The sequence below is a fragment of the Kitasatospora sp. NPDC093806 genome, from assembly GCF_040683335.1.
GTDB lineage: Bacteria > Actinomycetota > Actinomycetes > Streptomycetales > Streptomycetaceae > Kitasatospora.
The window spans coordinates 22241-35836 of sequence record NZ_JBFBDO010000026.1; the positions used below are offsets into that span (position 1 = coordinate 22241).

General features: G+C 71.5%; 12 protein-coding genes. 11 read left to right on the top strand and 1 reads right to left on the bottom strand.

The genetic code is table 11. The annotated features are described in order from the left end of the window. The first annotated feature begins 26 nt into the window (after window positions 1–26). The 6 genes from AB0N76_RS15775 to AB0N76_RS15800 all read left to right on the top strand — a co-directional run bounded on the left by AB0N76_RS15775 (window position 27) and on the right by AB0N76_RS15800 (window position 7241). Entirely contained in the window at window positions 27–1190 is a 1164-nt protein-coding gene (locus AB0N76_RS15775) for a hypothetical protein (protein WP_363557319.1), read from the top strand. Between the two features lie 952 nt (window positions 1191–2142). Continuing rightward, complete coding sequence (locus AB0N76_RS15780) at window positions 2143–3180, top strand: hypothetical protein (protein WP_363557321.1); 1038 nt, start codon at window positions 2143–2145, stop codon at window positions 3178–3180. 363 nt (window positions 3181–3543) lie between these two features. Next, on the top strand, window positions 3544–4215 hold the full coding sequence (locus AB0N76_RS15785; RefSeq protein ID WP_363557323.1) for a DUF6009 family protein: 672 nt from the start codon (window positions 3544–3546) through the stop codon (window positions 4213–4215). 376 nt (window positions 4216–4591) lie between these two features. Beyond that, the gene (locus AB0N76_RS15790; protein ID WP_363557325.1) at window positions 4592–5377 is read left to right on the top strand and encodes a hypothetical protein; all 786 of its coding nucleotides are present in this window, start codon (window positions 4592–4594) and stop codon (window positions 5375–5377) included. A gap of 17 nt (window positions 5378–5394) precedes the next feature. Further along, window positions 5395–6564, top strand: coding sequence for a histidine kinase (locus AB0N76_RS15795; RefSeq protein WP_363557327.1), 1170 nt, complete (start codon window positions 5395–5397; stop codon window positions 6562–6564). After that, a complete protein-coding gene (locus AB0N76_RS15800) occupies window positions 6561–7241 on the top strand; it encodes a response regulator transcription factor (protein WP_363557329.1) in 681 nt (226 codons plus the stop codon). Before AB0N76_RS15795 ends, AB0N76_RS15800 begins: the two co-directional genes overlap by 4 nt. Window positions 7242–7323: 82 nt before the next feature. On the opposite strand, the gene AB0N76_RS15805 is transcribed toward AB0N76_RS15800, so the two are convergent. Beyond that, window positions 7324–8301, bottom strand: coding sequence for a helix-turn-helix domain-containing protein (locus AB0N76_RS15805; protein WP_363557331.1), 978 nt, complete (start codon window positions 8299–8301; stop codon window positions 7324–7326). A gap of 103 nt (window positions 8302–8404) precedes the next feature. Here AB0N76_RS15805 and AB0N76_RS15810 point away from each other — a divergent pair, with 103 nt between their 5' ends. From AB0N76_RS15810 to AB0N76_RS15830, 5 genes are all read left to right on the top strand, one after another. Next, window positions 8405–9655 (top strand): alpha/beta hydrolase, encoded by a 1251-nt coding sequence (locus tag AB0N76_RS15810; protein WP_363557333.1) that lies wholly within the window; start codon window positions 8405–8407, stop codon window positions 9653–9655. Between the two features lie 80 nt (window positions 9656–9735). Beyond that, entirely contained in the window at window positions 9736–10206 is a 471-nt protein-coding gene (locus AB0N76_RS15815) for a DUF6882 domain-containing protein (protein ID WP_363557335.1), read from the top strand. Then, entirely contained in the window at window positions 10203–10358 is a 156-nt protein-coding gene (locus AB0N76_RS15820) for a hypothetical protein (RefSeq protein WP_363557337.1), read from the top strand. Before AB0N76_RS15815 ends, AB0N76_RS15820 begins: the two co-directional genes overlap by 4 nt. Before the next feature lie 383 nt (window positions 10359–10741). Next, window positions 10742–12577 carry a protein kinase gene (locus tag AB0N76_RS15825; RefSeq protein WP_363557339.1) on the top strand — a complete coding sequence of 612 codons (1836 nt, stop codon included), beginning with the start codon at window positions 10742–10744 and terminating at the stop codon, window positions 12575–12577. Between the two features lie 158 nt (window positions 12578–12735). Next, entirely contained in the window at window positions 12736–13575 is an 840-nt protein-coding gene (locus tag AB0N76_RS15830; RefSeq protein ID WP_363557341.1) for a hypothetical protein, read from the top strand. Window positions 13576–13596: the final 21 nt, after the last annotated feature.

Below are 13596 nucleotides of genomic sequence, written 5' to 3' on the forward strand. Positions count from 1 at the left end.
AGCGATGAGACGCCCGTTGTAGGGGCGTGAACCCCTACGCCGTGACGCACCCCTTCCCGGCTCACCAGGAGCCGACGAGCATGCCACTCCTGTGTTCCGGATTCCGAATCCAGACGACGCTCCTGCACCGACTGGGCACCGAGCAGTGGGACGCCCGCGTACCAGCCGGCCAACTCGTCGGTCTCGCCGAGGCGCTCGACTCGGCAGAGCGGATGGGCACCAGGCGCGAGTTCCTCGTGGGTTCGGCCCAGAACCGGGAAATGGAGAAGGTGCTGCGCGAACGGCCGGATGCCTTCGGTGTCACAGGCCGAGTGGTCCTCGGCGCCGACAACGTCTTCTGGGTTCCGGATGGAACCCGGAGCAGCGGCACCCTCGATCTTCTCGGGCCGGAGTGCATCGACGGGTACCAGCGGATTGCCCTGGTCTCCCGTCTCGCCGCGGAGTTGTCCGTCGAGCACCTGGACCGGGCGGTGCTCGACGTCCGTATCGTCACTGGGTCGACCCGTGAACTCGCCCGGAGCGAGTATGACTGTGCTCACCTCTACTGCAATCCGACCGAGCCGCAGGACCTCCTCGTCCGTCATCCCGTCATGCTCAGGCTCGTCAGGCAGTTCAGTGACGACCAGTGCAACTTCAGGATTCGCCGCGGCGAGCAGCGCGGGCCGCGGCGGGAGGGGTACTCCATCGGAGAGGCGACCACGGCACTCGCACTGTTCTCGCACAAGGCCGGCCCCGACCTCGCCCACCGCACGCTTGAGGACGAGGGACGGCAGGAGATCTGGCGGAACCCGTCCAGCCAGGCGTTCCGCACTCTGTTCAACGACCACACCCAGGCGACCGGCGTCCGCATCGCCATCACGTTCCGACGGTCGATCCTCGGTGTCCTGGAACAGATGCTCCGGACCCGATCGGCCCATCACTGGCACCTGCTGGAGGACGCCCCTGACCTGATGGTCTGGGCGGTCGCCCGCCGGCTGCCGTTCGACCGGCTGCACTGCGACCAACGCGATCCAACGGCACCGGCGTGGGAGGAGATCCTCGACACCGAGGTGCCTGCGCTGACGCGGCGGACCGCCGAGCGGCTCGTCCGTGCGTACGAGAAGCTACGGCCGAACGGCGTCTACAAGAGGGCCGAGGTACGCGACCTCCCCTACTGGCACAGCCTGCTCAAAGCCGCTGGCATGAGCTGACGACGCGAACGCTCCCCGCCGACGCCGGGGGACCCCTGATCTCCGGAGTGGGCAGGCGCCCCATTCACTTGGTCTTGACTTCGACCAGCCCGGTGCTCATCCGGGCTCCTATGATGCTCCGTCCATGGTGGCGAGAATGACTCGATCATTCAGGAGAAGGACCAGCAAGATGGCGGCGCCCTGGCGCTCACCGGCCTCCCGCACCGGACAGCGCCGACGGTCGCCTCGTCTCGTTCACGCACGTCCGGCCCAACGAAGGCACCCCCACGTCTCCTTGGACAAGAACGCCATGGCGTCCACTCTTCTCCAGGTCCACCTGGACCGGGTCTCGGCAAAGGCCGCTGCGCGGCGTAGCACTACGGAGCGCGGGGCTTGTTCCGGATGATGGAGCCCGGATGCGGAGGGAACGACCCCGCACACAAGGGCTCCGGAAGCTCCTGCGGCTCGATGCGGCGATGTCCCTCAGCGCGTGCGTGATCGCTCTGATCACGCGATAGAAGGGCGAACTCGGGCGCGAGGAAGGATCGTTCTCCCCGCAGGACGAACCAGGCACCCAGGACGCGATGTCCAGGGCGTACCGGCTCGGCATCAATGAGCGCAGGGACGCAAGCAGCCGAGCCGACTGCAGATCCGACCCCTCGCAACGCAGAGTAGCCCGGAGCGCCGGCAACGAGCCGGTCACCCACTTGATCCGCCTCGGCCATCACAAACACTCGTTGACCTGGGGCAAGCTCGCGCCCGCCACAATCTGCCGAGGGCAGGTGCCGCACCGTCAGGCTGAGTGCAGAATCGACGCGTTCAACGATCCTCACTGGCCGCAATGAATGAAGGACCCCCAAGCAACCATGCACAGTTCACTCGATCGGGTTATATCTGAGCGATGAGAATCAAACGAGCGGATGCCACCCTCATGATCTCCCTGAGACCTGGTCCGACTCGGGGAGGGAGCGCCATGTCCGACGCCTTCACTGTCATTACCGATCACATTCTTCTCAGGTGCGGCAGGGGACCCATATGTGCACACGTGGGCGATGTTCAATCTTGCACAATGAAGAAACATTCAACCTACCAGGAGCTGCGCAGTCAGGTTCGCCTGGGGCGCTCAAAATCAACGGCGAGCCTACGCCTCTGGGAATCAGTAGTAACCCTGGCCAGGGAAGGGGAGATGCAACATCGGGAGAAATGGTTGATGATCGCATTGGATCTACTGACCCCATACTTCAAGGGATGGTCAAAAGAGCTGGCCCGAAATTGGAACTATGAAGTTTCCGACATCAGGTCTGCAATGATAGAAGGACTCCTGACAGCATGGTCATCCGCAGATGATGGAACACCACCCAAGAAGCTGCAAGAAATCATGATGAGCAATGCCTTTGCGAGCGCGCGAAGCCTAGTGAACTCGGGCTCATCGGAAACATGCACGGACAGCGTGGATATTTTCATTCCAGAGAGCGGCCATGAAAACATGCCTGCACTTCGACCGTCCACAATTATCGACGTCGGGACGGTAAGGGATCCGGACGCCAACGAGAGAATTCGCGGCGAGCGAATCGGATCCCTTTTGCAGCGGATGGGGGCCATGGACCACGCAACCGGCCTACACAGCATGCTCCGGGATGGGCGCCGCGACGAGACGTCCGCCCCACCCATTGCCCCGGCACAGGTCGGGCGGTCCTGGGTCGACGGCAGAAATCTCTACTATCGGATTTCCGATCTTCTGCCGCAGCACATAGGCTTCAGCAAGGCAGCCAGCACGCTTGGCCTCTCGGAAGCGCAGGCGTCAAGGAAGGCCAGGGATGGGTCCCTTTCCTTTCGGATCCTCTGGGCTGGCAACACCAGGGTAGTCTCGGTAAAATCTCTCATGCACACACTGGGAATCCAGGACTCTATTGTCCACCCGGACGACGTGGAGAATGGGGCTTCTCTCATTCGAGGCGGACAGGGATTCAACAACCTCGTTCATCGCGATCGGGATCGCGGTACCTCATAGATACAGGTGCTCAGCAGCACACCCACCACCGCCTGATCGCGATGCCCTATTGAGATCGAACTCCAGACCCCGCATAGGTAATCAATTCTAGCGAAAACTCGAACTGAATAATGATTTTCGACCTGCCCGCCGAGCGAGCGATTGAGGCGTCTTCTTCCGCTTCTCCGGCATGCAGCGGACGCTAACTGACCGCTCTGACAGCGTGGGGCGCATGGCCGAAGAGTCGCCTGGCCCTACCTCGTTGGCTCTCTCGCCGAACCCGTTCCGAGCACAGTCGACTTGGAAGCGAGATAGGAAGTCCGGACGGTTCACACTCGCGGACTGAGGGCAGGCTCTGCCACGGTCCACTCGGGAGGAGAGTACGTGAACAGGAACCCAGATCTCATCCGACACGAGGATGGCATTGTCTGGACCGAGAGCATCGGCAACTTCGACTACGTGCGCGAATATCTGGAGGTGGCGGCTGGCACCCGTCGCGGCCCTGTCCGTTGGAACGGGCATGGCCGGCGGGTGGGGTACTCGGTGCTCAAGCCGGACGCGCCGGCAGGCGAAGCGCCCTTTCGGTTCGCCCGTCGCGTCTTCTGGATCAAGGAGCATGACCGCTCAGAGCAGCCGGATGGCGTGTACCAGAACTGCGCCCCATCCGAAGGCGTGGATCCCCGCACCGTCGCCGCCGGCGTATGGGGTGAACTCACCGAGCGAGCTTGGGGAGGACCATTGCCAACCGCCAACACGCGATCGGCCGCCACCTTCAAGTCCGGACCTCAACAGAACTTGATCAAGGTCGGCGAGTCACTGACGAGCGGCACTGCGTTCATCGGGGTGGCGCCCACCAAGCGAGGGCTCGTCGACATCTACATCGACTGCGCAAGCGGGAGCCAACTCGGCGACGGCAGTCATGTGATCTCGGAGCTACTCCCGCCCGACCAGGCGCGCGAGTTCCTCACCACGGTCATCAAAACGACCCCCTGGCTCCAGGAAGCCCTTGCACTCTCAGTGGTGGACGGGTGGCTCGCGGGCGACCTTCCGAAGTAGGCCCCTCGGCCGCCATGGGCTGCCCCAGCCGGTCTCCTGGTCTCAGTTTTGGTCTCATTCACCCCCGTCCAGTCGGGTTCAGCCGCCGCCCAGCGGTTCGCTCCGCCGCAGGTCAGGACGGGCGTGAACCCCGGCGGACAGTGTTCGAGAGAATTGGAAAGTGTGTTGGGGGCAACCCCTCACGAGTTCGAATCTCGTATCCTCCGCCGGCAGGAGGCCCGGACCGTTTCGACGGTCCGGGCCTTCGTCGTTCCGTATTCCGGGTGGGGGCGGGAGGCGGGGCTCCGTTCTGGACCGGGTCGGACCTGGGGCCGATGGTGGGGAATGGACCGTGGTCCGACGCGACGGGGGTCTCCCGGGCGGCACCGTTCAGGGCATGACGACGACGCGGAGCGCACCCCCCGGCCACGAGACCCCCGCCCCGAGGAAGGCCCGGCTGCTGCCGGTGGAGTGGTCCGGCGATTCGCCCTTCCCCGGGCGGTGGGCCGGCGGGGTCTCGCTGGTGGCCGGCCCACTGCTCCTCGGGGCGGGAGTGCTGCTGCGGCTCCCCTTCCACTTCTTCTTCCCCGAACAGCTCGCCGCCCGCGCCGAGCACCCCCGCCTGATCGCGGCCTCCTACGGTGCGTTCGCCACCGGGACCGTCCTGCTGTGGCCGGCCGTGGCCGTGCTCGCGAGCCGGATCGGCCGCCGCCGCCCCGGGCTCGCTCTGTGGGGTGGGGTCTTCGCCGTCCTCGGGCTCTTCGCCCGGACCTTCCACGCCGGTGTCGACCATCTCGCCTTCCGGCTGGCCGACCGGCAGGGAGTGGAGGCCGCCACCCGGCTCATCGGCGAGACCTACGGCGCCTTCCACGTGTTCAGCGCCCTCAACCTCGCGATCATGGGAGGCTGGCTGATCCTCGCCGTGGGGGCCTGGCGGGCCCGCGTGCTCGGCCCCGTCCGCGCCGTCGCGCTCGCGGCGACCGCCGCGCTGCCGCTCGGTGTGCTGAAGGGCACCACCCCGCTGTCGGTCGTGGCCGTCGCCGGACTCTGCCTCGCCCTCGTCCCGCTGGGGGTCACCGTTCTGCGCGACGGCCCGGCACCGCGCCGCGCCACCGTCCTGCGCTGGACCGCCGCCGTCACCGCCACCGTGGTCCTCATGACCCTGATCGGACGGGCCGGTTGACGATATACGGTCGGGCCATGCGTCTCCCGAGGCGGCCGCCCGGCGGCCATCTGCTCGCACTCGACCTTGCGGGCGCGCTCCTGATCGCCACCGTGTACGCCGGTTTCGCCCGGATGTCCGGCGGCGGCACCCAGCCCGCCTTCACCGGCCCGGCGTGGGCGGGCGTGCTGGTGGCCGTCGCGGTCGGACTACCGGTCGCCTTCCGCCGACGGTGGCCTGTACCGGCCGCGACGGTGGCCCTGGCCGGAGCCGTCGTCGCCACCCTCCTGGACATCACCCGCGAGCCGTACCTCGCGGTCGGCCTCACCCTGTACCTGGTCGCCCTCGCCGAACCACCGCGCCGCTCCGCGCCCGCGCTCGCCGCCGCACTCGCCGCTTCGGCGGCCGCCGTCCTCACCGGGGAGGCGGTGGTCACCCCGGCCGAGACCTGGAGCGGGGCGGCCGGGGTCGCCGCGATGGTCTGGTGCGTCGTGGGCGGCGGCTGGGCGGCGGGTTTCGCGGTACGTGCGCGCCGGGCCAGGGAAGCGGACCATGCGGCCCGTCACACCGAACGCGCCATCGTCGACGAACGCCTGCGGATCGCCCGCGAGTTGCACGACATCGTGTCGCACAGCCTCAGCCTGATCGCCGTGAAGGCGGGCGTCACCGGGCACGTCGCCCGGCACCGCCCCGAGGAGGCCTTGGAAGCGCTGCGCGTCATCGAGCAGACCAGCCGGGACGCCATGACCGAGATGCGCCGCAGCCTCGGCGTGCTGCGCGCGGACACCGCCGACGCCCCACTGGGCCCGGCCCCCGGGATCGACGACCTCCCGCTTCTGGCCGAGCAGGCCCGACGAGCCGACGTGACGGTCGATCTGACGGTCCGGGTCCCCGATGAAGGCCTGCCCGCCGGGATCGCCCTGGCCGTCCACCGGATCGTCCAGGAGTCCCTCACCAATGTCGTGAAGCACGCGGCCCCCGCCCACTGCCGGGTGACGGTCGAGGCGGATCCCCGCGAGGTGCGGATCGATGTCACGGACGACGGCGGCCGGGGCGGCGACCGGGGTGTCCACGGGGGGCACGGCCTGGTCGGCATGCGGGAGCGGGTGATGATGTTCGGCGGGACGTTCAGCGCCGGCCCGCGCCCCGAGGGGGGCTTCGCGGTCTCCGCCCGCCTGCCGCAGGACGCCACGAGGAGGAGCGAATGACCGACGCGACCCGTGTGCTCGTCGTCGACGACCAGGTCTTGCTGCGGGGTTCCTTCCGGATCCTCGTCGAGAACGAGCCCGGTCTCACCGCCGTCGGAGAGGCGGGCGACGGAGCCGAAGCCGTCGAACTGGCCCGCCTGCACCGGCCGGACGTGGTGCTGATGGACGTCCGGATGCCCGTCATGGACGGCATCGAGGCCACCCGGCGGATCTGTGGATCCCCGGAGACCGCCGGGGCGCGGGTGCTGATCCTCACCACGTTCGACCTCGACGAGTACGTCTACGCGGCCCTGCGGGCGGGCGCGGCGGGTTTCCTCCTCAAGGACTCACCGCCCGCGGAGGTCCTGGCCGCGATCCGGGTCGTCGCCGCCGGCGACTCGCTGCTCGCTCCGTCGGTCACGCGTCGCCTGATCGCGGAGTTCACCCACCGCCCGGGCCCGGGCCCGGGTCGCGGCACGGCCGTGCTCGCCGGGGTGACGGAGCGGGAGCACGAGGTCCTGGAGCTGATCGCGAGGGGCCTGTCGAACCACGAGATCACGGCGCGCCTGCACCTCAGCATGGGCACGGTGAAGACCCACATCGGCCGCCTCCTCACCAAGCTGGCCGCCCGCGACCGCGCCCAACTGGTGATCGCCGCTTACGAGTCGGGAGTGGTGTCGGCCGCCGACCGCGGCTGAGCGCGGTCGCGGTCATCGAGCGCCCTCTGCGGGAAGCGGAGCGCCCCTCGCGTACTGGGCCGGGCACGGCCGGCGGGGGCGGTCAGGTGGGCGGGCCCAGGAGGAGGGTGGCCAGGGGGGTGCGGTGGTGGAGGACGGATTTGCCGGCGCGGGTGGTGGAGATCAGGCCGGCGGCGCGGAGGGCGGTGGTGTGGGCGGAGACCGTGGCGGGGCTGAGGTGGAGGCGGCGGGCGAGGTCGGTGGTGGTGTGCTCGTCGGCCAGGAGGCGCAGCAGTTCGGCGCGGGTGTCCCCGAGCACCCGGCCCAGCGTTCGCGGGTCGGTCGGGCCGGCCGGGCCGTCGGGGTGGGGTGGGAGGAGGCCGGGGGCGGCCGGGTAGGTGACCACGGCCGGGCGGTCGGGGCGGTCGGGGAGGTCGGACAGCAGCGGTCCGTCGAACCAGTGGAAGGTCGGCAGGAGGAGGAGCCCGCGCCCGCCGAGGTGGACGGTTCGCGGCGGGCCCGGGAGCTCCCAGACGCTGCCGTGCAGGCGGGCACCGGGCAGCAGTCCGGCCAGCACCGGGCCGACGCCTTCGGCAAGTTGCACCGCCCGGCGGACGAACTCGGCGTGGTGGAGGTCCTGCACCTGCCCCCAGACCGGCCCGAGCAGCGCCTCGAACGCCGAGCGCTGCGCACGGCCGACCAGCCGCCGGGCCTCGGCGTCGCCCCGGCCGAGGTCGTGGATCCACGGCGGCGCCGGCCTCCGGGCGGGCCGGTAGACGCGTTCCAGTTCGGCGCGGACGAAACCGGCGGGGGCGCTGACCGTCGTCTCCAGGGCTTCCGGCAGGGAGTCCGCCGGCACGTCCAGGAATCCCGGTGCCAGGCCGGCCGGGACGAGGTCGGCGAGTGGTCCGGCGGCCTTCGGGAGCGCCCGCAGCGCCCGGCGCCGCCACGGTCCGTGGAGCAGGTCGTCGCCCCGGCGGCACATCATCGTCAGCGCCGCGTTGAGTTCCTGGAGCGGCGCCGGACGGGGCGCGAGGCGGACCCTGGCGAAGTCCTCCGGCGTGAAGTGGATCCGAAGCACGAGGCCCCCCGCGTGTGGACACGGACGGCGCCCGGGGGGCCATCCTTGAGTCCTCAACCTAAACGTTCGCGCCGGCCCGGGCGGGCGGGGCAGCCTCTGGCGCATGACCCGAGACCTCACGGTGCGCCGACGTACCGTCACCACGTCCGTGTTGCTGGGCTCCGCCGCCCTCCTGTTCGGCGGCGTCGGCGGCGTCGGCGGAATCGGTGGCAGCGGCGGCAGCCGCGCCTACGCGGACTCCCGGGGCGGTTCCCCGGACGCCGTGCTCACCCTGCCCGCGCCGACCGGCCGCCACCCCGTGGGGTGCGTGTCGGTCCGCCTCGTCGACACCTCCCGCCGCGACCCGTGGGATCCCTCGATCCCGGTACGGGAGCTGATGCTGACCTTCCTCTACCCCGCCCGGTCCACCGCCGGCCTGTCCCCGGCCCCGCAGCTGCCTCCGCAGGCCGCGGCCTGGTTCGGGCAGATCGTCCCGCAGACGCCCCTGCGACTGCCCGGCTCGGGCGTGGACTGGGGTGCCACCATGTCCCACTCCTTCCCCGGCGCCCCCGTGCTGCCGGGCCGGCGCCCGGTGCTGGTGTTCAGCCCCGGCGGCGGCGACCCGCGCGGCCTGGGCACCTCCCTGGCGGAGGATCTGGCCGGTCACGGCGCCGTCGTCGTCCTCGTCGACCATCCCGGCGACCCGGCCGCGGTCGAGTTCCCGGACGTCACGCCGTTCCGGGCGGACCTGGTGCGCCCGACGGTCCTGCGCGGCGATCCGCGCGACCGGCCGTCCCTCTGGCGCACCTTGATCGACACCCGGATCGCCGACCTGCACTTCGTCGTCGACCGCCTCCGCCACCCGGCCGAGCTGCCGCTGCCGCCCGGGCTCGCCGACACGCTCGACCCGCGCCGGATCGGGCTGTACGGACACTCCGCCGGTGGGAGCGCCGTCACCGAGGTGCTGCACGAGAACCGGCAGGTCCGCGCCGGGATCAACCTGGAGGGCTACCTGGACCACCCGCCGGCCGCGCCCGGCGGCGCCGCCGAACCGTTCCCGGTCGTGACGGAAGGCGTGGCGAAGCCGCTCCTCCTGCTCGGCAGCGAGGGGTTCGCCCGACGGCCCGAACTCGACCGGTCCTGGTCCGCGCTGACCGCTCGGTCGAACCGGCGGACGTACACCGGCCGGATCGCCGACGCCAACCACTGGATCTTCACCGACTACGCCGCGATGGTCCCCCGGCTCCAGGCGGCGGGGCTCCTGACGGCGCAGGCGCGGGACGCCCTGGTCGGGACCGTGGACCCGGCCGTCGCGGTCCCGCGGATCCGGGGTGTCGTCCGCGGGTTCTTCGCCCGGCACCTGACCGACCGTTGATCGGGCGGGAGCCGACGCCGCCAGGCGGTGGGAGGGGGCCCGGGAATTCGGCGTCTTCCCAGGTCACTAGGGTGGGTCAGATGATGTCGACGACGTTCACCGATGCCTTCCTGCGCACCGCCGAGCAGCACGCCGCCTGGGGCGCCGAGCAGTTGGAGGCGCTCGAACGGGTGCTGCCGGCCGGCCCGTGGACGGCCGACCTGGACCAGTGCGTCTACCAGTCCGCCGGGCGCACCGTACGGGTCGGGCTGCTCGGCACCTACGACGAGTCCGAGCGGTCGTGGCTCTGGGCGTGGGCCAACCCCGGTCTGCAGGGCAGCGCGGTGGTCGCCGCCAGCGAGCGGATCGCCGGGTTCGGGCGCGCCGACGACGTCCCCGAACTGCGGGAGCCGGGCGTGGACCTGGCCGGGTTCGCCGATCCGCGCCGGGCCGCCGAGGCGCTCGCCTTCGTCGGCATGGGCGTGCTGGGCGCGCCGGGCTACATCGGCCAGTCGGCCGGGCCCGGCACCCGGGTGCCGGGCTGTTCGGGCACTCCCCGTACGAGGTGGTGACCGGCTACTTCGCGCACCACGGGGTGCCCGTCGAGCCGGGCGCCGACCGGATCGGGGTCCGGCTGCCCGACGGCAGCGCCGCCGAGGTGACCTTCGACGCGCTCGGCCGGATCGCGGCGGTCAACGGCAACGTGAGCGGGGCCGGGGCGTAGCGCGGGGACGGGGCAGGGCGTGGAGCGGCCCCGACGGCGGGAGGCCCGGACGGCGTGACGCGGTCCGGGCCTCCGTCCTGTCCCGCCCCGGTCAGGTGGGCAGGTACCAGGTCCGGCCGGGGCCGGGGGTGCAGTCCGCGAGCCGGAGTCGCACGCCTTCGGCCGTCGAGCCCTGCGGGTCGTCGAGGCAGCCCCCTTGTGATCGTGTCGGCGATCCTAGGATCGCCCTGACGTCGTGACATGAGCCGTTGCACTGTGATCATCTGATGGTGATTCTTTGGACTTGACCCCCGTTCCACGGGTGATCGCCGGCCGATAGCGTCTTTTCCGGATGTCCGGGGGGCAGCGGGACGACGGGGTCGGGCGGCGAGGGGAGTGTGGGCATGCAGCCGCTGGAAGCGGACGATCCGCGGCAGGTGGGCGAGTACCGGCTGCTGCGGCAGCTCGGCGCGGGCGGGATGGGCCGGGTCTACCTCGGCCGCAGCACCGGCGGGCGGACCGTCGCCGTCAAGCTGATCCGTCGCGACCTGGCCGGGGACCCGGAGTTCCGGGCCCGGTTCCGGCAGGAGGTGGCGGCCGCCCGGCGGGTCGGCGGCACCTGGACGGCGCCGGTCCTGGCCGCCGACACCGAGGGCGGACACCTCTGGGTGGCCACCGGCTACGTCGCCGGGCCCGCGCTCGCCACCGCCGTACGGGACTTCGGGCCCCTCCCCGAGCCGGCCGTCCGGGCCCTCGGCGTCGGCCTCGCCGAGGCGCTCGCCCAGGTGCACGGCCTCGGCCTGGTGCACCGGGACGTCAAGCCGTCGAACGTGCTGCTGACCCTGGACGGGCCGCGGCTGATCGACTTCGGCATCGCCCGCGCGCTGGACGCCACCAGCGGGCTCACCCAGTCCGGCCAGGTGTTCGGTTCGCCGGGCTTCATGTCGCCGGAGCAGGCGAACGGGCTGCCCGCCGGGCCGGCCAGCGACGTCTTCTCGCTCGGCGCGGTGCTCGCGTACGCGGCGACCGGCACGATGCCGTTCGGCTCCGGGCTGAGCGCGCCCGTCCTGCTCTACCGGGTGCTGCACGAGGAGCCCGACCTCTCCGGGCTCACCGGCCCGCTGCTCGACCTCGTCCGCGACTGCCTGGCCAAGGACCCGGCCGCCCGGCCAACGCCCGGACGGCTGCGGGAACTGCTGGACGGCGACGGCGCGGCGGCGGCCCGGCTGGGGCGCGGGGACTGGCTGCCGGCGACACTGGCGGCGGCGGTCGGGCGCAGCGCCGTGCAGTTGCTGGACCTGGAGGGGGAGCGGGAGGACGGGGCGGGGACGGCCGCGGGGGACTCCGGGACCTGGGCCGCCGATGGTGGCCGGACGGTTGCCGAGGTGGCGAGGGCGGCGCGAGCGGCCGAGGCGGCGGGGACGGTTCCCGGTGTGCCGGGGGTACCGGGGGTACCGGGGGCACCCGGGTTCGGGCCGCCGACGTACGGCCCGCCGACCATCGGACCGGGCGGGCCAGGCGCGCAGGCCCCGCTGCCCGGCTACGGCCCCTACCCGCCGCCGTCTCCCCCACCCCGCCGACGGGGGTACGCCGCGCCGGTGGCCGCGCTCCTCGCCGTCCTGCTGCTGGTCGGCGGCGGCTACCTGCTGATCGACCAGCTGCGGAAGAACGACCACCGGACCGCCGCCGCCCCCTCCACCCCCGGGCAGACCGTCCCGTCCGGCGGGGACGCGGCGCCCGCCGCCCCGACCCCGGGCTCGAAGGGCTTCGAGTCCCCCGAGCCCTCCGAACCGGCCTCCCGGAGCCCCGAGCCGACCGACGACGCCACCGATCCCGCCGAGGAGAGCCCCGCGCCCGGCGCGTCCCCCACCGACCCGGGGCCGGGCATCATCCCCGCGAAGTTCCTCGGGACGTGGGTCGGTGAGCGCAAGGCCGCCAACGGGGACGTCACCATCCTCACCCTCACCATCGTCCAGTCGGCGCCGAGCCAGGAGAAGAGCAAGATCCGCGCCGAGACGCCGAACAGCGGCACCTGGTGCGAAGGCGCGTGGACGCTCACCGACGCCAGCGAGAGCCGGGTCTCCTACGCGTCCCGGGTGACCGGCTCCTCGCCCAACGACAACTGCACCGCCGACCGGTCGATCTACCGCCTGATCACGATGTCTCCGGACGGCGAACTCCACTACAGCCCCGACCTGCTGAAGCCGAGCCAGTACATGGTGCTGCGGAAGAAGGGCTGAGGCACGCGCCGGTGTCCGCTTCCGGACACCGGCGGCCGCGCACGAGCAGGAACCGCGCCCTCCCGATCACCCGTCACCTCCACGGGGACACCACAGCAGCGACACCGTCCCTTAACGCTTCCCCCTTCACGCTCCACCACCGAGGTCCGAGGAGATCCATGGTCGACACCGTCAACTCACTGGCCACCCGCGTTCACGACCTGCTGGTGGCGCACCTGACCGACGGCGCCGCCCAGGCGCTGGCGGCGCTGGACGCCCTCCCCTCGTTCGCGCGTCAGTTCCTCGGCGCCCCGAAGCCCGTCGACGTCGCGGCGGGCTTCCACGACGTCATCGCGCGCGCCACGGCACTCGGCCCGGACGGCAGCTGGCTCGTCGCCGCCGGCCACGCGGGCCTCGGCGGCCTGGCCCTCGCGCGCGGCCGGGCGGACCAGGTGATCTTCCACCTCGACGCCGCGGTGACGGCCGGCTACAACGACTGCGTCGCGTTCCACCTGCCGCCCCTGCGTCCGCTGCACCACGACCCCCGCTTCCGGGCCGCGTACGAGCGCATCCGCATCACCCAGGCCGACCTCGACGAACTCCTCTGGCTGCACCGCGAGATGCACATCGCGGCGCGGGAGGCCCAGGACGCGACCGTCGACAACATCGGCCGCCTCGACACCGGCGTCTCCCCGCTCCCGCAGGCCCCGATGCCCACCCGCGTGCCGGACACCCGCGGCGTCCTGATCACTCGCATCGACCTCGCCGCGACCCAGAGCGCGCTCCAACAGGCCGCCGTGAAGGCGGAGTTCCAGCGCAGCGCGGGCAACACCAGCCTCAGCCTGATCGACGACTCGTGGGACTACCCGCAGGCCCGGCGCGACGCCTGGCACGCCGACGAGCTGGACACCCGGCGCCGGCAGGCCGCCGCGGCCCGCGCCTTCGTCGAACGCCCCGGCGCCGGGAACACCCTCCTCCCCGGCCCGCCGCTGGGCACCATCCCCTACCCGGCCGCCTGAGCCCGGCCGCCCCGGGACGCG